Below are 21,777 nucleotides of genomic sequence, written 5' to 3' on the forward strand. Positions count from 1 at the left end.
GGGATTGGAAGCATGACAAAACCAGTAGCAATGATTGTCGGCGGCGGCTCTGGCATCGGGGCAGACAGCGCGCGTAAAATGTCTGAAATGGGCTATGACGTCGCGGTTCTGTCGTCCTCTGGCAAGGGCGAGGCGTTGGGCAAAGAGCTTGGCGGTTTGGGGTTTACCGGATCCAACCTTGTGGTCGCGGACCTAGAGGCGTTCGTCGCCCAAACCATGGATAAATTCGGGCGGATTGATGCGGTGATCAACTGCGCAGGTCACGGCCCCAAAGGCCCGATCATGGAAATCAGCGACGACGATTGGCACCTTGGCATGGACTACTATTTCATGAACGTGGTGCGGGTGGCGCGCATCGTGCTGCCGGTCATGCAAGCGCAGGGCAAAGGATCGATCGTTAACATTTCGACCTTTGCGGTGTTTGAACCCGACCCCGATTTCCCGACCTCTGCCGTGTTTCGCGCGTCCCTCGCGACCTACACCAAGCTGTTCAGCACGAAATACGCGGGCCAAGGTATCCGCATGAACAACATCCTGCCCGGTTTTATCGACAGCCTGCCGGAAAAAGAGGATCGCGTCGCGCGTATCCCAGCGGGGCGCTATGCTGCGGTGCGCGAGTTGTCGGAAACGGTGGCGTTCATGGCCTCTGATGCGTCCAGTTACATCACTGGTCAAAACCTGCGGGTGGATGGTGGGCTGACGGCCTCGGTTTGATATTTCGATTTTAAAACAAGAGCTAAGGCAACAACACTGCCTTACGCTCAAAACTGGCTTCTTGTGTTGTGAGGTCATCAAACGTCAATTTCACGCTCAGGTCCTGAACTGAATTCAGATCAAACGTGCGATACGGCGCGCCATCGCTGTCCGTGATCCCGTTGGGTTGGGCTGTATCCACGTGACACGGTGGCAGCGGCCAGATTTCAAAAGCGCTGTCGTTGATGCTGACTTCCATCTGCGCCAAACCGCAGCGCCACGCCCAAAGATGGGTGACATAGATCAGGTCCTGCCCTTCCCATTCGCGCACGGCGACCCAGCTGGATTCGGTCATCGCGATGATCGGTTTCACTTCGGTCGCAGTGGTGAATTTGCCGGTTGGCGTTTGATCTTCGGCGATTAATCCGGCCGGTGCGGGCGACGCCGCAACCACGTTTTGACCCTCAGACGGCGCGCCAGATGCCGCCATCGCGACAAACACAAAAAACACATCCCACATGAAAAAACCTTTATCGTTGAAAAAGTTAAAAGCCGACTTTTGCGACGGCGTCATCCGCTCTATACTATCTTAAAACCAAAGCCCGAGTACAAAGGCAGTCGCAATATGGCACGCAAACCGGCCAAAAAACAGCATTTCAACGTCGTGATCGTCGGGCAATCGGGCCGTTTGGGGTATGAGGCGCTGTTGTTTGTCGCCTCGTTGCGCCACTCTTGCCCCGATTTTGCGGGGCGTGTGTTAGTCGCCGAACCGCAACCCGGCGATCTGTGGCCCAATGATCCGCGCATGAAAGACGACGTGCGCCAGGCGATCGAGGCCCTGGGTGCCGAGATTTTACCATTTCACAGCCAGCATTTCGGCCATGCCTACGCCTATGGCAACAAGATCGAGCTGCTGAGCGCGCTGCCCAAGGGCGAGCCGTTTGTGTTCTTTGATTCCGACACATTGGTGACCGGTGACTTGGCAAAAGTACCGTTTGATTTTGATCGCCCCGGTGCGTCGCTGCGCCGTGAAGGCACGTGGCCAAATCCGCCGCTTTATAGTGTCGGCTACGGTGAGATTTGGAAATCGATGTATGACCGGTTTGGTCTGGATTTTGAATCCAGTCTCGATCTGTCGGAACCTGATGAATACTGGCAGCGGTATTTGTATTTTAACGCGGGCTATTTCTACTACAAATGCCCGCATGAATTTGGCGCGCGGTTCCTGGAATACGCTTTGTCGATCAAGCGCGATGTGCCACCGCAGTTGGCGTGTCAGTCGCTGGATCCGTGGCTGGACCAAGTTGTGTTGCCTTTGGTTATCCATTCCTTTGGCGGTGGGCGTGATGCGCTGCCAACGGGCTATCTGGATGGTGACACCACCTGCCATTACCGCGTGTTTCCAATGCTTTACGCCCGCGAAAGTGCCGCTGTGATCGAAACGTTGGAAACTGTGGCAGCCCCCAACAAGATCAAAAAAGTGCTCAAGGGGTATGATCCGATCAAGCGGAACGTCTATCAAGGGCGCGGCGAAAAGGTGCGGGCCTTGTTTGATCAAGACAACCTGCCCCGTCGCGAACAAATGATCCGCAACCGTATTAAGTCCGAAGGGTTTTGGATGCGTTAGGCTGTGGTTTGCAGGACATTTGTTCTTGTGACCCTGCCTCAAACGCGCCGCCACTTGTGCGCTGCGAACGCATCCCTTACCCATACGCCCAATAATTGCTGCATATTTAAGAGGAATTCGATATGACCGACGGCCCAACTTATGGTTTTGACACGCTTCAGGTGCATGCAGGTGCCAAACCTGATCCAGCCACAGGCGCGCGCAACACGCCGATCTACCAAACCACAGCGTATGTTTTTCGCGATGCGGATCACGCAGCGGCGTTGTTTAACCTGCAAGAAGTTGGATTTATCTATTCCCGCCTGACCAACCCGACGGTTGCGGTTTTGCAAGAACGCATTGCCACACTCGAGGGCGGCGTTGGCGCGGTTTGCTGTTCGTCCGGTCACGCAGCCCAGATCATGGCGCTGTTCCCACTGATGGGTCCGGGCCTGAATATCGTCGCCTCGTCGCGCCTTTATGGCGGCACGATCACCCAGTTTAGCCAGACGATCAAACGTTTCGGCTGGTCCTGTACCTTCGTCGATTTCGACGATCTGGACGCGGTCAAAGCCGCCATTGACGACAACACCCGCGCTATTTTCTGCGAAGCGATCGCCAACCCCGGCGGCTATATCACCGACCTTGATGCGATTTCTGCAATCTCTGACGACGCCGGCATTCCGTTGATTGTCGACAACACGTCGGCCACGCCGTACCTGTGCCGCCCGATCGAACACGGCGCGACGTTGGTTGTGCATTCAACAACCAAATACCTGACCGGCAACGGCACTGTCACCGGCGGTTGCGTCGTGGATTCTGGTAAATTCGATTGGTCCGCCAACGACAAATTCCCATCCCTTAGCCAGCCCGAACCGGCCTACCACGGTCTCAAATTCCAAGAGACATTCGGCCCGCTTGCCTTCACCTTCCACGGCATTGCAATCGGCCTGCGTGACCTTGGCATGACCATGAACCCACAAGCCGCGCACTACACTTTGATGGGCACCGAAACCCTGTCACTGCGCATGGATCGCCACGTTTTGAACGCTGAAAAGGTCGCGGGTTGGCTCGAAAATGATCCGCGTGTTGACTATGTCACCTACGCCGGTCTGAAATCGTCCCCCTACCATGACCGCGTCGCCAAAATTTGCCCACGCGGTGCCGGCGGCCTCTTCACCATCGCGATCAAAGGCGGCTATGACGCGTGTGTGAAACTGGTCAACGCGCTGGAAATTTTCAGCCACGTGGCCAACTTGGGCGACACGCGTTCGCTGATCATCCATTCGGCATCGACCACCCACCGTCAGCTGACGATTGAACAACAACGCGCCGCAGGGGCCGCCCCCGAAGTTGTGCGTATTTCCATCGGTATCGAGGACGCAGACGATCTGATCGCCGATCTGGACCAAGCATTGGCAAAAGCCAGCAGCTAAGCAACTATGTGCCTTCGTCTTGTGGATCACACAGGCGGAGGCAACCATTCAAGCACCACTTAAAGAACATCGATCAACACGCGGAAATCAGTTACTTTAGTGCCATCCGCATTTGTGCGTTTTTGCGAAATACTGCCCCAATTCGGCGGTAAAATCACGATACACGCGCAACCCTTCCCATACCGCCATTCCTGCACTATCTTAGCCACAAATGAACCACGCGTCTTTGGCGCGCCGATCACTGTGGAAACGACCTCGCATGAAGCCGACCTTCGCGCTTTCGCTCTCTTTTGAAGGCATACGCCTGCTGCACCGCGCAGCGGATGGGTGGCGTGTGGTGGGCGATGTCGCGTTGGACACGGCCGATTTGCACGCTGATTTGGCCGCGCTGCGCGCTACGGCTGACGGGTTGGAACCGGACGGAATTGCGACAAAACTGATCGTTCCAAACGACCAGATTCGCTATCTCAAGCTTGAAACCGGTGATGTTTCAAATGGTGATCGACGCGCTGCGGCCGAAATCGGGCTGAATGGCGCGACGCCCTACCCGATCGAAGAACTGGCCTATGACATCAGCATTGATGGTCCGACGACCTACGTTGCCGCTGTTGCGCGCGAAACTTTGGCCGAGGCCGAAGCATTCGCCGCAGAGCACCAGTTTAACCCGCTAAGCTGCGTGGCCATCCCCGAAAACGATCGCTTTGTTGGCGAACCTTTCTTTGGTCAAACCAAGGACGCGCCCGCAGATGTGGAACGCGACACCGCAGCAATCGTGATTGTCGCCGGTGATCCGATACCGAATGTGGTAGAACCGGAGCCGGTTGCAGAAATAGCTGTCAAAGACCCTGAAACGGTTGCGCCAGTGAAGCCCGCCGCAGAACCGCAAGGTCCTGTGGTTCCGGTTGTCCCACCTGCTGACACCAAGCCCGTCGTTGAACCGACGCCCTCTGTCGGGTTTGCCAGTCGACGCGCGCCAGACAATCAAGACGCGAAACCGGCCCCGAAATTGTCCGGTGCCTCGCGCACGAACGCACCTGAAATTGCATCGACGCCCGTCACCACGGTGTCAGCACCCAGCCTGCCCGTTGATCCCGATGCCGCGCCGCCAATCGTTGCGATGGCAGCACCGCCAGAGGCACAATCGCACCCCGATGCCAGCGTAGACGGTGCCCCCGAACCAAGCATCACAGCAGGCTTTTTAAGCCGTCGCAAAACGCCCGGAACCGTCAAAGCTGCGGGGCCGATAAAAACCGCACCAAAAACCGAAGCGCAGCGCATGACCATCTTTGGTGCGCGCAAATCCGACACTGTTGCGGTGGGTGGCAAGCCCCGGTTCTTGGGCCTGATGTTGATGGCCGCGTTGCTGGTCATGCTGGCAGGCGTCGCGGCCTGGGCCTCTGTATTCATGGACGAAGGGTTGGCGCGTTTCTTTGGCCCCAGCCGCTCGGAACAGGTCGCCACAGCGCCAGAATCCCTGCTGCCGGACACGTCCGGCGAAAACGCAGCGACGTTCACAACCGCGTCGCTTGGCACAGGTCTTAGCCCCGAAGATCAGGCGGTTCTGGATGCCTTGCGCAACCCGATCGCCGAACCTCAAACCGATTTGCCGCAGCTAAGCCAGACCGAGCTGGAAAGCCTCTATGCCGTGACGGGCATTTGGCCAAAAGCGCCGCAAGTCCCTGTTCCCGCAGCACTTGTGCCGCTTGATGATTTGTATGTCACCGGCATTGATCCGGTCAGCTCTGCCAATGATGCGGTCGCGCTGCCCGATGCAGAATCCTATGCCACGGACCGTGTGCCGGGCGCGTTGGCAGCCCCCGCCGCTGCCGGAACCGCGTTTGCGCTGGATGATCGCGGGCTGGTTATTCCGACGCCTGAAGGTGCGGTTAGCCCCGACGGCGTTGTCGTTTATGCTGGTCGCCCGGCGTCGGTGCCGCCCAAGACCCCGACGCGGTTTGAACAAACGCCTGATCTGAATGCCGAAACCCGGGAAATTGCAAAAATCCGGCCACGCGATCGCCCCGGTGATCTGGTTGAGCGTAATGAACGGTCCAACCTTGGTGGGTTAACCCGCACCGAATTGGCCGAACTGCGCCCGCGCCTGCGCCCTGCTTTGGAAAACGCCGAAGAAGAAAAAATTGAGGACGAAAAAGCGGTTCAGACACCGAACCCGCAAGCCGTTGTGGCCTCGCGCCGTCCTGACGGGCGTCCGCGCAATTTTGCCCGCATCGTGGACCGCGCGATCAAGGCGAAACCGCAAGAAACCGAAGCGACCCGCGTGGCGGCCGTCGCCCCCCGCACCGTCACCCCAAAAATTCCGACCAAAACCAGCGTCGCCAAAGAAGCGACCGTGCGAAATGCCATCAAATTCGGGCGCGTGAACCTGATCGGCGTTTACGGCAAACCCTCGAGCCGGCGTGCCTTGGTGCGTTTGGCAAACGGGCGCTATCAAAAGGTCCAAGTGGGTGATCGTATCGACGGCGGGCGCGTGTCAGCCATCGGTGACAGCGAGCTGCGCTACAAAAAGGGCAGCCGCAATCTGGTGTTGAAAATGCCAAAGGGCTGACGCATCGCCAGCCCATCGCGCCGTTTATTTTCAATCAGTTAGCTGGCTTTCAATTCGCCAGAATTAATTTGCTCTTGCTCGATGCTCTCGAACAACGCTTTGAAATTGCCCTCGCCAAAGCCATCGTCGCCTTTGCGCTGGATAAATTCAAAAAAGATCGGGCCGATCACGGTTTTTGAAAAGATTTGCAGCAAAATCTTGGTCTCGCCGCCTTCGTCTACACCCTCACCATCGATCAGGATGCCGTGTTTTTTCATGCGATCCAGCGGTTCTTCGTGCCCGACAACGCGGGTTTTGGACAGGTCGTAATACGCCTCTGGCGGGCCCGGCATGAATTTCAGGCCATTGCCGGCAATCGTGTCGGTGCTGTCGTATAAATTGTCCGAACCTACGGCGATGTGCTGGATGCCTTCGCCGTTGTATTTTTTCAGATAGGCCACGATTTGACCAGTTTCACCGCGATCCTCGTTGATCGGAATGCGGATGCGGCCACAGGGGGACGTCAACGCACGGCTGCGCAACCCGCTGTGTTTGCCTTCGATATCAAAGAACCGGATTTCGCGGAAATTGAACAGATCGCCGTAGAACTTGAACCACTTGTCCATGTTTCCTTTGTGCACGTTGTGCGTCAGGTGATCGAGGTAAAAGAAGCCGACGCCGCGCGGTTTGGATTGCACAATCCAGTCGAAATCTGCGTTGTAAGGCGACGTGTCAAAATACTGATCGACGAAATACAAAAGCGAGCCGCCGATGCCTTCGATCGCCGGCATATCCAGCGTTTTGTCAGCCCCGGTGTAGGGCACGCCGCCCTTTGCCACCGCATGATCAAACGCTTTTTGCGCATCCGCCACACGCCAGCCCATGGACGGGGCGCAAGGCCCATGTTCATCGACAAAGCGCGCCGCAAAGCTGTCGGAATCAGCGTTCAAGATATAGGTCACATCGCCTTGCTGCCACAGCTCGATTTGTTTGACCCTGTGATTGGCCACATGCGCGTAGCCCATTTTTGTGAACACGTCGCGCAGCGCTTGGGGGTCAGGATGCGCGAATTCGACAAATTCAAACCCGTCGGTGCCTGCCGGGTTTTCAGCCGTGATTTCAGCGCGCGGTGCGTTATGCGGGAAAGGGCCCATCGATATCTCCAGATTCTATGATTTCGTGTAGATTACCCGCAATCAAACGCGCATATCGCGCATTGTGACGCACGCGGATTGCAATTTGCGCGTGCTTTGTGCAAAATCAGGCAATTCACGCAAGGAACACGCACCATGTTGGATGCCACCGACACCCGTCTGCTTGCCGCCTTGCAAAAGGATGCGCATCTGACCTCGCAACAACTGAGCGAACAATTGAACCTATCGGCTAGCCAAGCTGGTCGGCGCCGGCAACGTCTTGAGGCCGAAGGCTACATCGAAGGCTACACCGCGCGCCTGAACCCTACCCGCCTTGGCCTTGCTGTGCAGGGGTTTGTGCAGGTGCATCTGTCCACCCACGGCCCCGAACATTCTGCCAGCTTTGCGCGATTGGTGAAAACCCAGCCTCAGATCACGAGCGCGTGGACAATGACCGGCGATGCGGACTATCTATTGAGGGTGTATTGCGCTGATCTTGGCGCGCTTCACCAATTGATCCACGACGTGTTGCTGCCCCATGTGGCCGTGGCCCGTGTGCACAGTCAAATTGTGATGGACCAGTTGAAGCGCGACAGTCCGCTGCCCACATAGATTCAGCCGCCGAACCAACAGGAGCCTCGCTTGGAAAGTTTTCTCTATCAAGCTTCGATCTACCTTGTCGCCGCCGTGATCGCGGTTCCGATTGCTGCACGTTTGGGGCTGGGATCGGTTTTGGGGTATCTCGCGGCCGGGATCATCATTGGTCCGGTGCTGGGTCTGGTCGGAACCGAGACGCAGGATTTGCAGCATTTTGCTGAATTTGGCGTGGTGATGATGCTGTTCCTGATCGGGTTGGAGCTGGAACCACGCGCCCTTTGGGACATGCGGCATCGGCTGTTGGGCCTTGGCGGCATGCAGGTGGTCCTAAGTGCTGCGGCCCTCATGGGGGTCGCGCTGGCCTACGGGCAACCTTGGGGCACATCCTTGGCAATTGGTCTGACGCTGTCGCTTAGTTCGACGGCTATCGTGTTGCAAACGTTGAATGAAAAGGGATTGATGCAAACCACTGGCGGGCGATCCGTGTTTTCGGTGTTGCTGACCCAAGACATCGCGGTGATCCCCATCTTGGCGTTTTTGCCGCTGCTGATCGTGACGCTGCCTGTCACGGTTTCCGAAAACGGAGCACTGCAGCGGGTCAGTGATGCGGCCCACGGCGATGGGCATCACGCCATGAGCCTGGTTGAGGGCTTGCCTGCCTGGGGCGTGACGCTGGTCACAATCGGGGCGATTGCCGCGATCATCTTTGCCGGTATTTTCCTGACCCGTCCGGTGTTTCGGTTCATCCACGCAGCGCACCTGCGCGAGATGTACACGGCCCTTGCCCTGCTGATCATCGTGAGCATTTCGTTCCTGATGATGCTGGTTGGTCTGTCCCCGGCGTTGGGCGCGTTTCTGGCTGGTGTGGTTTTGGCCTCAAGCGAATTCAGGCACGAGCTGGAGTCGGATTTGAACCCCTTCAAGGGGCTGCTGTTGGGGCTGTTTTTCATCACCGTGGGTGCCGGCATCAACTTTACCCTGCTGTTTTCAAACATGCCCGCGATCATCTCGATGGCGGTGCTGGTGATCACGATCAAAGGCGCCGTTCTTTGGTTCTTGGGACGCGCATTCAAGCTGAAGGGGCGCGATCAATGGCTGTTTGCGCTGGGGCTGGCGCAGGCTGGCGAGTTCGGATTTGTGCTGGTGTCGTTTTCCGTCAGCCAAGGGGTGATTGCAAAAGACGTGGCCGAAACGCTGTTGCTGGTGATTGCGCTGTCGATGCTGATCACGCCGCTGTTGTTCATCGTCTACGAGCTGATTTCGCGCAAATTGGGCGAGCCTGGCGTGCAACACGAACCGGACGAAATCGACAGCGAAGGACCGGTGATCATCGCGGGCATTGGCCGCTTTGGGCAGATCGTGAACCGACTGGTTCGCGCCAGCGGTTTTGAAACTGTGGTGTTGGACCACAACATGGAAACGATCCAGTTGATGCGCCGCTTTGGCGTAAAGGGGTTCTTGGGCGATCCGACGCGCTTGGACATTTTGCACGCCGCAGGTCTGGACACCGCCCGGGTTTTGGTTGTCGCGTTGGATGACAAGGATGCGGCTATCCGGTTGATCAAGACGGCGCGAAAAGAGCGCCCGGATTTGCACATCGTCGCGCGCGCGTATGACCGCACGCACACCTATCGACTGTTTCAGGCGGGCGCGAATGACATTGTGCGCGAACTGTTCGACAGCTCACTGCGTGCAGGGCGTTACGTGTTGGAAAATGTCGGCCTCAGCGAATTTGAAGCGGCCGAGGCCGAGCGGGTTTTCTACCATCATGACCGCGATTCCGTGAAGGAATTGGCGCAGTTGTGGGATCCGTCCTTGCCCGCCAGCGAAAACGCACCCTATGTGGCACGTGCCCGCGAGCTGCAAAACGAGTTGGAAACCGCGATCTTGTCGCAGGTTGAAACGCGCAAATCGGCGTAGGCTGCGGTGGTGGGCGACACGCCCACCTTACCCGTCTGAAACGCCTGCTTCGGCAAAGGTCGCCATGCCTGAGTGACATGCGATCGCACCTTGCAACACACCGATTGCCAAGGCACCACCTGATGCTTCGCCCAAGCGCAGACCAAGCTGTAACAGCGGCTCTTTGCCCAATGCGCTTAGCATCCGTGCGTGCGCACCTTCAGCGCTTTGGTGGCCAGCGACGGCATGATCCAGCGCGCCTTTGTGGGCTACTTCAAGACAGGCGGCAGCGGCGCAACAGATAAATCCGTCCAGAATGACCGGAATGCGCAGCACGCGTGCCCGTAGGATCGCGCCCGCCATGCCTGCCAATTCGCGCCCGCCAAGGGCCGCCAGAACATCTAGCCCGTCGCCTTTGCCACCGTGCAGCGCGACACCCTCCGCGACGACGTTGGTTTTGGCCTGCAATGCGGCATCGTCAACGCCAGTGCCCCGCCCTGTCCAGTCAGACGCAGCGCCGCCAAACAGCGCCATGCCGATTGCCGCCGCAGAGGTCGTGTTGCCAATGCCCATTTCGCCGGTCACCAGCAGATCAGCACCCGCGTCAACGGCGTCCCAACCGGTGCGCAGGGCGTCGATCACTTCGGCCTCGCTCATGGCGGTGGATTGGGTGAAATCAGCGGTCGGCGTGTCCAAGGACAAGGCGTGAACGTCCATTTTAGCGCCGAACGCCTTGGCCAACTGATTGATCGCCGCGCCCCCGTGTTGGAAATTCAGCACCATCTGTTCCGTAACTTCTGGCGGGAATGCAGACACGCCTTTGGCCGCAACGCCGTGATTGCCCGCGAACACGATGATCTGCGGGGCGCTGAGCGACGGGCGGTCAGTGCCGCGCCATCCAGCGTACCAGATCGCGAGGTCTTCGAGCCGGCCCAGCGCGCCGGGCGGTTTGGTCAGCTGGCCGTTGCGCGCCGTCGCGCCCACCGTTGCATCCGCATCCGCATCAGGCAGGCCTGCCATGATCGCGCGCACGTCGTTCAATGTGTTGAAAGCTGGTTGCGTCATGTCTGTACCCTATCCGATGCCACTGGCGTCTCTTGTCAGACGCCTCGCGCCTGTTTACCCAATGCATGTCGCACTGCAAGACAAGAAAAAGGCGCTGAAATGAATAAAAACGACCCATTCCAACCCTCGGCTTGGGATTTGATTGTCGCGGCTGCGCTGCTGACGCGCCTGCCCTTGCCACACGCCCCGAAACAGGCGTTCGAAAATCAGGCGCGCGCGGTCTGGGCCTTTCCGCTGGTTGGTTTGCTGATTGGCGCATTGATGTGCGTGGTTGGGGCCCTTGCGCTGGCTTTGGGTCTAGAGGCTGGCATTGCTGCCGGACTGATGCTGGGTGCGTCTGTCGTCGCGACCGGTGCGATGCACGAAGACGGTCTTGCGGACTGCGCCGACGGGTTTTGGGGTGGCTTTGCCCCTGCCCGCCGATTGGAGATCATGAAAGATAGCCAGATTGGTACCTACGGTGTTCTGGCCCTGATCATCGTGATCGGCTTGCGATGGATGGCCTTGGCAACGTTGATTAATTTCGGCTGGGGTGCGGTGATTTGCGCCGCAGTTCTGTCACGCGCGATGATGCCGATTGCGATGAATACGCTGCCGTATGCCCGCGAAAACGGGTTGGCACACAGCGTCGGCAAACCATCAAGCCGGGTTGTGCAAATCGCTGTAATCACAGGCGTAGTCCTTGCATTGCTGGCCGCTGGATGGTCCGCGTTGGTCGCGCTGCTGGTCGCCCTTGCCTGCGCGGCACTCGTTCGGTTGATCGCCAAGGCGAAAATCGGTGGTCAGACCGGGGATGTTCTGGGGGCGACGCAAATCATCAGCGAAACAGCGGTTTTGATCACGCTGGCGATCGTTTAAACGAAGACCGCGCGCATCCCTGAGGACACGCGCGGTGATTTTCACAAACGTTTAAGTGGTTTAGGCGGCCGCGATACGGCTGCTCAGAACGTCACCGATTTGCTGGGCGGCACCCAACTCGTCACCACTGTTCACGGCGGCAACTTCGCGTGTCAGACGCTCAAGAGCGGCTTCGTACAATTGACGCTCGGAATAGCTTTGCTCGCGCTGGTCATCGGTGCGGTGCAAATCACGGACCACTTCGGCAATTGCGATCAGATCGCCCGAGTTGATCTTTTGTTCGTACTCTTGCGCACGACGTGACCACATGGCGCGCTTGACCTTGGCCTTGCCCTTAAGCGTTTTCATCGCATGCGCGATCACGTCAGGCGACGACAGCGACCGCATGCCAATGTCCGTCGCTTTGTTTGTCGGGACCCGCAATGTCATCTTGTCTTTTTCAAACGCAATGACGAACAGCTCGAGCGTGAGCCCTGCGACTTCTTGTTCCTCAACCGAGACGATTTGGCCAACGCCATGCGCTGGGTAAACCACAAATTCATTGGGGCGGAAGTCGAGCTTTTTCGATTTGGTCATTCAATATCCTCGTTGCACGAATGTGCAGTGTCATTCACGCGCATCTGCACGCAGTTCATTTAGAGCGCGGGCCTGTGGTTCACCCATTTTTCGACAGTCAAAAACGCATGATACGGGGCGCACAGTGTGCCTCGTTTCAGATGCGTTTGATCAGAAGTTAATAGGTCCCGATCCTTGGTGAATGCGGGAGATGTACAGGTCCGTCACGTTTCATGTGTGTCCACACCATATCACAAAAATGACCCTTTCGAAAGTTTCCGAGAGGTCAATTTAAGCGAAATACTACGAAATCATCGGAATTATTGACGAATCCAGAGTATTTTTTCCTGCCAAAACCGAAAAATGATTCGGTTTAACCGCCTTCACCCGGCGCTTCGGAGAAGTATTTCTCGAGCTTGCCAGTTTCACCGTCGCGTTCTTCGGCCTCGGGCAGCTGGTCTTTTTTCGTGATGATGACCGGCCAAAGTTCTGAATACTTGCGGTTGAATTCAACCCATTTTTCCATGTCCGGTTCGGTGTCTGGACGGATCGCATCTGCTGGACATTCAGGTTCGCACACACCGCAGTCAATGCATTCATCAGGATGAATGACCAACATGTTTTCACCCTCGTAAAAGCAGTCCACAGGACAGACTTCGACGCAGTCAGTGTATTTGCAAGCAATGCAGGAATCGTTGACGATATAGGTCATAAATGCGCTCGTTGTGAAACGTGTTGATCACTAGCTAAATCAGGCGGACCAATCATTCAAGCGGATCACTGTTCGTATCGTCGAATAGCGAATGATAAAGATCGCGTTGACGGCGATTGCGCTTGGTCGGGCGACCTTTTCCTTCAAAGCTGGGATTGGTGGGTGGTTTGTCCTGTTTTGCCGGCGCGGGCGGGGACAAATCAGTATAAAGTGTTTGCGCTTCGGGGGCCGGGCCGCGGCGTTTTCCGATGTCATCGATCTGGATTACGCGAACTTGATCGCCAATCGCAAAGGTCACGATATCTCCGGCACTGATCTGTGTTGCGCGCTTTGTCACCCGCTCGCCGTTCAGGCGCAGGCCACCGCCAGTCACACAGGCGGCAGAAATCGAGCGGGATTTGAAAAAACGGGCGAACCACAGCCATTTGTCTAGCCGCAGTTTCGCCCGTGGATCAGTGTGATCCGGCAATTATTTACCGTCTTTGAGCCCCATAAGGGCTGCTGCAAACGGATTGTCCGGGTCGATCTTTTTCTCAGGCTTGGCAGGACGCGCAGAGAAGGATTTTGACTTATCCTCCCGCGGTGCTTTTTTGCCGCGCGGACCACCTTGCGGTTTGCCTTTGCCGCGTGGCTTGTTGCCATCAGCGCGGGCTGGGCGCGTGTTGGCGCGCGCAGGACGCGCCCACGTAAAGGTGTAAAACACCTCGGTTTCCGGTGTCGCCGCTTCGACAGGTGCAGTTTCAGCAGGTGCGTCGGCAGCAGGTGTTTCGGCAGGTGTTTCGGTGACTGCTGCTTCCGCAGGTGCGTCTTCAGCCGTGGTTTCGGACGCAGGCGCATCCGCAACAGCCTCGGGTGCTGCAACAACCGCTTTGACTTTGGGCCGCTCGCCTTTTTCAGCGTTGTAGCCCAAGCCTGTCATCAAATCAGCAAACTGTTCCAGCGTCATGCCGGTGATCGACAGCATGTCGGCCTTGGCCTCAAAGCCCGAGCGCGAATTTTCAGACCGCAGCATGTCAGCCAGACGTTCCAGCATGTCGATGCGGATTGCACGCGTGCCGGCCAAACGGTAGCCCGCCATCGTGTCCGACCCTTCAGCGGCGCCCTGCTCGGCCGGAATTGTAACTAAACCGGGCGGTGGGCTTTCGGGGAAAACATCGAGACCTTTGGCCAATGACCACAAAACCAGACGCAAACGCGTCGGTGCGGGCTTCAAAAGCAGCGGCATAAAGATGGTGAACTGGCCAAACCGGATACCGTGTTTGCGCAGCGCGCTGCGAGCGTCTTGATCTAGTGCTTTGACGTCTTCGGCAACAGCCGAGCGTGGCAAAACGCCAAGGTTTTCGACCATCTGAAAGGCAAAGCCACGGGCAAGCCCCGTCAGTTCTTCGTCGCGGCCAAGGTTCAACAAAGGTTCGAACAATGCGGCCACTTTGCGATCAATGAAATGCTGCAAGCGACGTTGCACTTTTTGCGCCACATCGGGGCCGGCGACGTCATCGACGAAGACCTCAACCTGTGGCTTCATTGCATCAGCGCCAGCCACCAATTTGCCCACAGCGGACGCGCCCCACATCAGGCCGCCCTGTTCTGTGAAATCAATTTCGGTGTCTGGGGCGTTATAGAATCGGTCTGCGCGCAGGTGGAACTGCGGGCCCAATGCTTGCAGCGCGGCAGACTTGATCGTCTTTGCCTCGGCCACACCAGCGCCCTTGTCTTGGCTAAAGCGGAAACCATCCAACTTGCCAATAAATTCGCCTTCTACGGTCACTTCACCTGCGTCGTTTACTTCGGCCACTATGGCTTCCTTCTGTCCCAATCGGCGCAAAAGCACGGACGTGCGCCGATCTACAAATCTTTGGGTCAGACGCTCGTGCAGCGCATCCGACAGGCTGTCTTCTACGACACGTGTTTGCTCTCGCCAATGGTTTTCGTCATCGCACCAGCCTTTGCGCTGAGAAACGTAGGTCCAGGTGCGGATAAACGCGAGCCGTTTGGACAGCGCGTCGATGTCACCGTCCGTGCGATTGATGCGGTTGATCTTGCCTGCCAGCCATTCATTCGGCAGGCTGCCGCGCTGGTGCAGATAGTTGAAAATTGTGGCGGCCAGATCGGCGTGTTCACCGTGACCGATGCCGCGAAAATCGGGCACACGGCAGACATCCCACAGCAGCTTGATCGACGGGCCGTCTGTGGCACGCGCCTCGACCTCGGCGATCTGCGACAGCGACTTCAGCGTTTGCAGATCGTCCGCCTCGCGGGCGCGCACCAGCATCTCGTGATCGGGGGGGGCCTCAAGTGTTTCGATCAGCCGTTTGACCGATCCAAATTGCAGCGCGTGATTGCGGTAGTTCAGTTTCTTTTGGGGCGTGAACCGATGATCCATGATCGCCTGCGCGACCCCGTCATCCAGCGGATACGCATCGCCTGTGACGCCAAACGTGCCGTTCTTCATGCCCCGCCCGGCGCGCCCGGCAATTTGCGCCAATTCATTGGGGGCCAAGGCGCGCATCCGCCGCCCGTCAAATTTGGTGGTCGCCGAAAATGCTACGTGATCCACATCCAGATTTAGGCCCATGCCGATGGCATCCGTGGCGACCAGATAGTCGACCTCGCCGTTCTGGTACATTTCGACTTGGGCGTTGCGCGTGCGCGGGGATAGCGCGCCCATGACCACGGCCGCACCGCCCTTTTGACGGCGGATCAATTCGGCAATCGCGTAGACATTTTCAACGGAAAACCCAACAATTGCGCTGCGTGGCTTCATCCGAGAGATCTTCTTGGGGCCGGAATACGTCAGCTCGGACATCCGCTCGCGGCGCATGAAAGTTGCCTCAGGCACCAGTTCTGCGATGGCGCTGCGCATCGTGTCGGCCCCAAGAAACTGCGTCTCTTGCAGGCCACGTGCGCGCAGCAAACGGTCGGTGAAAATATGGCCACGCTCGGGGTCGGCGCACAGCTGGATTTCGTCGATGGCAAGGAAATCACAGCCCATGCCTTCGGGCATCGCCTCGACCGTGCAAACCCAGTACTGCGTGCGTGGTGGCACGATGCGTTCTTCGCCTGTGACCAGCGCCACGACAGAGGGTCCGCGCAGTTCGACAATCCGGTCATACACCTCGCGCGCAAGCAGGCGCAGCGGCAGGCCGATGATACCTGTGCGATGTGCGAGCATCCGCTCGATTGCATAGGTGGTTTTACCTGTGTTGGTCGGGCCCAAAACGGCCACAACACGCCCAGCAGTTAACACTATTTTTACCCCGCGGTCTCACGCCTAAAGCGTGCGGCCAATCCCCTGACGTTCCAACTGCTCTAGCGCCTTGGTCGCGCTTTCATGGGTGGGATGCAAGCGCAGAACGTGGCGGAATGCTTTATCCGCCAAAGTCAGTCGGTCCAGATCCATCATCATCGCGCCAAGGCCAAAGATCGCCTCGTAGTGATCCGGGTTCAGCGCCAAAGTGTGTTCCAGATCGGCCAACGCAGGGCCATGCAATCCGGCCCGAAAATAGGCGGTCGCGCGGGCATGCCAGCCTTCGGCGAAATCTGGCGCATGATCGGTCAGGGCGGTGAAATGGTCGATGGCGGCGGGCCAGTCTTCGACCTCCATCGCGTCACGACCACGGCGCAACAACAAATCCATCGCCGTAGATCCGGATTTGGACCACACCAGCTTGATCGCGCGCTCGATCGGCGCGACCTCGCTGGGTTCGGCCGATTTTAGCTGTTCCAACAAGTCATTTACGTCTTGTTCAGCAGATAAGGGTAAGGAATTCACGACTATCAGCGCGATTGCCCCTACGGTAAGTTTGAGGTTCTGAATATTGATGCCCATAGTGTAGATGTATCAGGACACAGCACCTTTTCCAGTGGTCTGTGGCTCACAATTTAAATTCAGGCCGAAAAGGGCACACGCACCATGAGCGATATCATCGACCAAGCCGTTGTAGCATTGAACGAAAAACTTGCTGGCAGCAATTTTGACGGCTCTGCCAAATTCGACATCCAAGGCGAAGGCGGCGTGATCATCGACGGCGACGGTGCGCGTGCATCGGATGAAGACGCAGACGTGACATTGTCGGCTGACGTCGAAACATTCCAAGGTATCCTGTCTGGCGACACCAACCCGACAAGCGCCTTTATGACCGGCAAGCTGTCGGTTGACGGCGACATGGGCATGGCGATGAAACTGGCGTCCGTTCTCGCGTAATGACCCTTCAAATGACCACCGCACCCGCCCCGCTGTTCACCGATGTTTGCCCTGGCCCCGAAACGGGCGCTGCCTATTGGGCCACAGCATCTGACGGCGTGCGTGTGCGGCTGGGCGTTTGGCCAAAAGATGACGCGCGGGGCACGGTTCTGCTGTTTCCCGGGCGCACCGAATACATCGAAAAATACGGGCATACGGCTGGCGAATTCGCCGCGCGCGGGCTTGCAACGATTGCAATTGATTGGCGCGGACAAGGGCTGGCTGACCGGCTGCTAGACGAACCACGCACCGGTCATGTCGTTGATTTCCTTGACTATCAACGCGATGTGGCCGCGATGGTTGCCCTTGCTGCTGAACTGGATTTGCCGAAACCTTACTTTCTCGTGGCGCATTCCATGGGCGGTGCTATTGGCCTGCGGTCACTGGTCGATGGATTGGATGTTCAGGCCGCGGCCTTTACCGGCCCGATGTGGGGCATTCGGATTGCACCACACATGCGCCCCCTCGCGTGGGCCATGGGACGGATTATGCCGGCGATTGGCAAAGGTCATGAATTGCCGCCGACTTTGACGCTCGATTCATACGTCGCCACCGCGCCGTTTGATGACAACATGCTGACGACCGATCCGGACATGTATCAGATGATGCGCGATCAACTTGCCGCACACACCGAATTGTCCTTGGGCGGGCCCAGCTTTGTCTGGTTGAACAAGGCGCTCGAAGAGACCGCGAATTTAGCCGCGCGCCCTGCCCCAAGCGTTCCTTGTGTAACGTTCCTGGGTACGAACGAACGCATCGTCGGCATACCGCGGATCAAAACCCGCATGGCCGGTTGGGCGAACGGCGAATTGGTGATGGTGCAAAACGGCGAACACGAAGTCTTGATGGAAACGCCTGAATTACGCGCACCGATATTTGACAAAATCATGTCGGTGTTTCTGGGCGACTGACCTCGCCCCTTTGAATTGCAGCGCGCCGTGCTAGAATCACTTGCATGACGCGCCCCCCTGTTCTGACGTTCACCCCCAACGGCATCTATTGCCCTGCCGGCGATTTCTATATCGATCCGTGGCGCCCGGTTAAGCGGGCCTTGATCACGCATGGCCATGCCGATCATGCGCGCGCGGGGCATGAACATTATTTATGCACCGATCTTGCTGCGCCCGTGATGCGACATCGGTTGGGGTCGATTGATGTGGAAACCGTGGCCTACGGGCAGGTTTTGACCATTGGTGACGCGCAAGTGTCGTTCCACCCCGCCGGGCACGTCCCGGGCAGCGCGCAAATCCGCGTCCAAGTTGGCGGTGAAATCTGGGTCGCATCAGGGGATTACAAAATCGAAGACGACGGCCTCTCGACCCCGTTTGAACCGGTGAAATGCCATCATTTCATCACCGAAAGCACCTTTGGCTTGCCGGTGTTCCACTGGCAGCCGCAATCCGTGATCGCCGCACAAATCAACGCGTGGTGGGCCAGTTGTGCCGCCAATGGCCAGACCGCGTTTCTGGGTGCCTATGCCTTGGGCAAAGCGCAGCGTTTGCTGAGCATGTTAAACCCAGACATCGGTCCGATCCTGACACACACCGCCATCGAAAACACCAACGTGATCTTGCGAGGGCAAGGGATCATTTTGCCGGACACCACTTTGGCCGACGGATCTATCGATCACAAAGCGTACAAGGGCGCGTTGGTTCTCGCGCCGCCTTCGGCCTTGGGCAGTGCGTGGGCGCAGAAATTCGGGGCGCAACAAACGGCGTTTGCGTCGGGTTGGATGCAAATGCGTGGTGTGCGCAGACGGCGTGCTGGGGATCGTGGGTTTGTCATTTCCGATCATGCCGATTGGAACGGATTGCTAAGTGCAATCAAAGACACCGGTGCGGAAAATATATACGTAACACACGGTTACACGGATATCTTTGCGCGTCACTTGAATGACATCGGTTTGAATGCGCAAGTTGTCCCGACGCAATTTGAAGGCGAAACCTTAGACGCCAGCGAGGACGCATGAAGCAATTTGCCACCTTGTTCGCGCAACTGGACCAAAGCACAAAGACCAACACAAAAGTCGCCGCATTGGCCGACTATTTCAGCACAGCCGCACAGGAAGACAGGCTTTGGACCGTCGCCTTGTTTTCCGGCCGTCGCCCCAAACGCAGCATTACAACCACAAAATTGCGCAAATGGGCCGCTGAACTGGCAGAGATTCCCGACTGGTTGTTCGACGAATGCTACCCGATTGTCGGCGATTTGGCAGAAACGATTTCTCTAATCTTACCGCCGCCACAACGCCTGTCAGATCACAGTTTGTCGTTTTGGATCAAGCACCTAAAATCTCTAGCTGAAGTCGATGAAATAGATCGCAAAACCGCCATTTTGAACGCTTGGGATCAATTGGACACGGCGCAAAGGTTCCTGTTCAACAAGCTGATCACCGGTGGGTTTCGCGTCGGGATCAGCCAAAAACTGATCACCCGCGCGCTCGCGAAATCCACAGGCCAGAGCGAAGCGGAATTGGCGCATCGCCTGATGGGCAAGTGGGATCCGACGACAACAACGTGGCACGATTTGATCGAAGCCGAGGATGCCTCGGCTGATGCATCGCGGCCCTATCCGTTTTGTTTGGCGCATGGCCTCGACGGTGACGCGGCGGATTTAGGCCCACCGGCAGACTGGCAGGCCGAATGGAAATGGGATGGCATTCGGGGACAATTGATCCTGCGCGACGGGCAATATTTCGTCTGGTCGCGGGGCGAAGAATTGATGACAGATCGCTTTCCAGAGTTGTCGCGCGCCATCGATTATGTGCCTTCAGGCACCGTTCTGGACGGCGAACTGCTGGTCTGGCGCGATGGACACCCGCAATCGTTTAACGCGCTGCAAAAACGGATCGGGCGCAAAACTGTACCCAAGAAACTGCTGAACGATGCGCCAGTGATCTTGTACGCTTATGACCTGCTGGAATGGGGTGGTGTTGATCTGCGCGCGCATCCGTTGCAATACCGTCGTGCCCTTTTGGAACGGGCCTGCGCCGATCTACCCGATGACGCGCCGGTGCGTTTGTCCCCGACTATCCCTTTCAATTCATGGAAAGATTTGGCAGAAACCCGCTGTGATGCCCGCCATCAACAGGCCGAGGGATTGATGCTGAAGCGTGGCGAAAGCCCGTACCGCGTAGGTCGCAAAAAAGGCGATTGGTGGAAATGGAAGCTGGACCCGCTGAGCATTGACGCCGTGATGATCTACGCACAATCGGGTCACGGGCGACGCGCGAACCTGTTCACCGATTACACATTTGCGGTCTGGAATGGCAACGATCTGGTCCCCTTTACCAAAGCTTATTCCGGCCTTTCGGACGAGGAATTCCGCAAGATCACCGCATGGGTCAAAAAGAACACGCTGCAACGTTTTGGCCCTGTGCGCCAGGTCACGCCGCACCACGTCTTCGAAATTGCGTTTGAAGGCATCCAAGCGTCTTCTCGCCACAAATCGGGCGTTGCGTTGCGGTTTCCGCGTATGGCCCGTTGGCGACAAGACAAATCCGTGCAAGATGCCAACACACTTGATGATCTGAACGAGATGCTCGCGATTTATGGATAAACCCGATGCTCTGATGCCGCCTGCGCCGCGCGGCCCCTCAAAACCCCTGCCAAAGGGGGCCTGTGATGCGCATGTCCACCTTGTGGCAGGCCTCGATGAATACACCTTATGGGAGGGGCGCGTTGAAAACCCAGCGCCCGGTCCGGACTTTGCCCAGTGGATGAACCTGTACCGTCAACACCTTGAAACTATGGGGTTTGAGCGCGGAGTGATTGTTCATTCGATCCTTTATGGCACAGACAATTCGGTCACCGTCGAGGCCGTGCGTCAGATGGGTGACGGGTTCAGGGGCGTCGGTCTTTTACCCGATGATGCCGACGAAAGCGCGCTTGACCAGTTTGCCCGATGGAACATGTGCGCAGTGCGTTTGAACTACGTGCACGGCGGCGTTTTGTCGTGGGACGGCGCCAAAACAATGGCCCCTGCGCTGGCGGACCGGAACTTGCACATTCAAATGCTGTGCCACGCAGATCAGCACATGGACCAGTTGGCAGATGACATCTGCGCCCTGCCCGTGCCCGTAGTGTTTGATCACATTGCATGGCCAAGCGGGCCGTTGTCTGCGCACGCCGCTGGCATCGATACGCTGTGCGCGTTGTTGGCCGAGGGTCATGTTTGGGTAAAATTGTCGGCACTTTACCGGATGTGCGAGGCCCCCTACACAGACGCCGCCGAACTGGTTGCGCGACTGGTCAAAGCCAATCCGGAACGCTGTCTTTGGGGCTCGGATTGGCCGCATTTGATGCTGAACGGGGCGAGCATGCCGCACGCCGCCGATCTGCTGGATGCGCTGGGCGCCGTGGTCAGCGACGCGGATCGCCACGCCATTCTGGTCGACAATCCCGCCCGGCTGTTCGGCTTTTGACACGCCGCGCAA

20 protein-coding genes are annotated in these 21,777 nt (G+C 57.6%); 12 read left to right on the forward strand and 8 right to left on the reverse strand.

The window, feature by feature from the left end; genetic code table 11:
• Positions 1 to 12: 12 nt before the first annotated feature.
• Positions 13 to 714 carry an SDR family oxidoreductase gene (locus ACFIO0_RS09665; protein ID WP_390915132.1) on the forward strand — a complete coding sequence of 234 codons (702 nt, stop codon included), beginning with the start codon at positions 13 to 15 and terminating at the stop codon, positions 712 to 714.
• A gap of 22 nt (positions 715 to 736) precedes the next feature.
• Here ACFIO0_RS09665 and ACFIO0_RS09670 read toward each other — a convergent pair whose 3' ends face one another.
• Positions 737 to 1,213, reverse strand: coding sequence for a hypothetical protein (locus tag ACFIO0_RS09670; RefSeq protein ID WP_390915133.1), 477 nt, complete (start codon positions 1,211 to 1,213; stop codon positions 737 to 739).
• Between the two features lie 105 nt (positions 1,214 to 1,318).
• On the opposite strand from ACFIO0_RS09670, the gene ACFIO0_RS09675 reads away from it, so the two are divergent.
• The 3 genes from ACFIO0_RS09675 to ACFIO0_RS09685 all read left to right on the forward strand — a co-directional run bounded on the left by ACFIO0_RS09675 (position 1,319) and on the right by ACFIO0_RS09685 (position 6,301).
• The gene (locus tag ACFIO0_RS09675; protein ID WP_390915134.1) at positions 1,319 to 2,320 is read left to right on the forward strand and encodes a hypothetical protein; all 1,002 of its coding nucleotides are present in this window, start codon (positions 1,319 to 1,321) and stop codon (positions 2,318 to 2,320) included.
• Positions 2,321 to 2,442: 122 nt separating this feature from the next.
• A complete protein-coding gene (locus ACFIO0_RS09680; RefSeq protein ID WP_390915135.1) occupies positions 2,443 to 3,735 on the forward strand; it encodes an aminotransferase class I/II-fold pyridoxal phosphate-dependent enzyme in 1,293 nt (430 codons plus the stop codon).
• Positions 3,736 to 3,994: 259 nt separating this feature from the next.
• Positions 3,995 to 6,301, forward strand: coding sequence for a hypothetical protein (locus ACFIO0_RS09685; protein WP_390915136.1), 2,307 nt, complete (start codon positions 3,995 to 3,997; stop codon positions 6,299 to 6,301).
• Positions 6,302 to 6,339: 38 nt separating this feature from the next.
• Here the strand turns inward: ACFIO0_RS09685 and hppD are convergent, their stop codons facing one another.
• Entirely contained in the window at positions 6,340 to 7,434 is a 1,095-nt protein-coding gene (gene hppD / locus ACFIO0_RS09690; protein WP_390915137.1) for a 4-hydroxyphenylpyruvate dioxygenase, read from the reverse strand.
• Positions 7,435 to 7,569: 135 nt separating this feature from the next.
• Between hppD and ACFIO0_RS09695 the strand changes: the two genes are divergently transcribed.
• Together ACFIO0_RS09695 and ACFIO0_RS09700 are read left to right on the forward strand one after the other, a co-directional pair.
• Positions 7,570 to 8,025: an Lrp/AsnC ligand binding domain-containing protein gene (locus ACFIO0_RS09695; RefSeq protein ID WP_390915138.1), complete on the forward strand. Its 456-nt coding sequence runs from the start codon at positions 7,570 to 7,572 to the stop codon at positions 8,023 to 8,025.
• Positions 8,026 to 8,055: 30 nt separating this feature from the next.
• Positions 8,056 to 9,930, forward strand: a complete 1,875-nt coding sequence (locus ACFIO0_RS09700) for a monovalent cation:proton antiporter-2 (CPA2) family protein (protein ID WP_390915139.1) — start codon at positions 8,056 to 8,058, stop codon at positions 9,928 to 9,930.
• 27 nt (positions 9,931 to 9,957) lie between these two features.
• Here ACFIO0_RS09700 and cobT read toward each other — a convergent pair whose 3' ends face one another.
• Positions 9,958 to 10,974 (reverse strand): nicotinate-nucleotide--dimethylbenzimidazole phosphoribosyltransferase, encoded by a 1,017-nt coding sequence (gene cobT / locus ACFIO0_RS09705; RefSeq protein WP_390915140.1) that lies wholly within the window; start codon positions 10,972 to 10,974, stop codon positions 9,958 to 9,960.
• Positions 10,975 to 11,073: 99 nt separating this feature from the next.
• On the opposite strand from cobT, the gene cobS reads away from it, so the two are divergent.
• Positions 11,074 to 11,832, forward strand: a complete 759-nt coding sequence (gene cobS, locus ACFIO0_RS09710) for an adenosylcobinamide-GDP ribazoletransferase (RefSeq protein WP_390915141.1) — start codon at positions 11,074 to 11,076, stop codon at positions 11,830 to 11,832.
• A 60-nt stretch (positions 11,833 to 11,892) separates the two neighbouring features.
• On the opposite strand, the gene ACFIO0_RS09715 is transcribed toward cobS, so the two are convergent.
• The 5 genes from ACFIO0_RS09715 to ACFIO0_RS09735 all read right to left on the reverse strand — a co-directional run bounded on the left by ACFIO0_RS09715 (position 11,893) and on the right by ACFIO0_RS09735 (position 16,928).
• Positions 11,893 to 12,408, reverse strand: a complete 516-nt coding sequence (locus ACFIO0_RS09715) for a CarD family transcriptional regulator (protein ID WP_390915142.1) — start codon at positions 12,406 to 12,408, stop codon at positions 11,893 to 11,895.
• Between the two features lie 352 nt (positions 12,409 to 12,760).
• Positions 12,761 to 13,099 carry a ferredoxin FdxA gene (gene fdxA / locus ACFIO0_RS09720; protein ID WP_390915143.1) on the reverse strand — a complete coding sequence of 113 codons (339 nt, stop codon included), beginning with the start codon at positions 13,097 to 13,099 and terminating at the stop codon, positions 12,761 to 12,763.
• Between the two features lie 52 nt (positions 13,100 to 13,151).
• Positions 13,152 to 13,568, reverse strand: coding sequence for a S4 domain-containing protein (locus ACFIO0_RS09725; protein ID WP_390915144.1), 417 nt, complete (start codon positions 13,566 to 13,568; stop codon positions 13,152 to 13,154).
• Positions 13,569 to 16,325 (reverse strand): helicase-related protein, encoded by a 2,757-nt coding sequence (locus ACFIO0_RS09730; protein ID WP_390915315.1) that lies wholly within the window; start codon positions 16,323 to 16,325, stop codon positions 13,569 to 13,571.
• A 45-nt stretch (positions 16,326 to 16,370) separates the two neighbouring features.
• Complete coding sequence (locus ACFIO0_RS09735; protein ID WP_390915145.1) at positions 16,371 to 16,928, reverse strand: tetratricopeptide repeat protein; 558 nt, start codon at positions 16,926 to 16,928, stop codon at positions 16,371 to 16,373.
• A gap of 84 nt (positions 16,929 to 17,012) precedes the next feature.
• Between ACFIO0_RS09735 and ACFIO0_RS09740 the strand changes: the two genes are divergently transcribed.
• The 5 genes from ACFIO0_RS09740 to ACFIO0_RS09760 are packed head-to-tail and all read left to right on the forward strand — an operon-like array spanning position 17,013 to position 21,765.
• A complete protein-coding gene (locus tag ACFIO0_RS09740; protein ID WP_390915146.1) occupies positions 17,013 to 17,303 on the forward strand; it encodes an SCP2 sterol-binding domain-containing protein in 291 nt (96 codons plus the stop codon).
• Positions 17,304 to 17,314: 11 nt separating this feature from the next.
• Positions 17,315 to 18,253 carry an alpha/beta fold hydrolase gene (locus ACFIO0_RS09745; RefSeq protein WP_390915147.1) on the forward strand — a complete coding sequence of 313 codons (939 nt, stop codon included), beginning with the start codon at positions 17,315 to 17,317 and terminating at the stop codon, positions 18,251 to 18,253.
• A 44-nt stretch (positions 18,254 to 18,297) separates the two neighbouring features.
• Entirely contained in the window at positions 18,298 to 19,311 is a 1,014-nt protein-coding gene (locus ACFIO0_RS09750; RefSeq protein WP_390915148.1) for a ligase-associated DNA damage response exonuclease, read from the forward strand.
• Positions 19,308 to 20,900: an ATP-dependent DNA ligase gene (locus ACFIO0_RS09755; RefSeq protein WP_390915149.1), complete on the forward strand. Its 1,593-nt coding sequence runs from the start codon at positions 19,308 to 19,310 to the stop codon at positions 20,898 to 20,900. The genes ACFIO0_RS09750 and ACFIO0_RS09755 overlap by 4 nt, the downstream gene beginning before the upstream one ends.
• Positions 20,893 to 21,765 carry an amidohydrolase family protein gene (locus ACFIO0_RS09760; protein WP_390915150.1) on the forward strand — a complete coding sequence of 291 codons (873 nt, stop codon included), beginning with the start codon at positions 20,893 to 20,895 and terminating at the stop codon, positions 21,763 to 21,765. Before ACFIO0_RS09755 ends, ACFIO0_RS09760 begins: the two co-directional genes overlap by 8 nt.
• The last annotated feature ends 12 nt before the right edge of the window (positions 21,766 to 21,777 follow it).

The sequence above is a fragment of the Pseudosulfitobacter sp. SM2401 genome (genome assembly GCF_042932805.1).
Taxonomy (GTDB): domain Bacteria; phylum Pseudomonadota; class Alphaproteobacteria; order Rhodobacterales; family Rhodobacteraceae; genus Ascidiaceihabitans.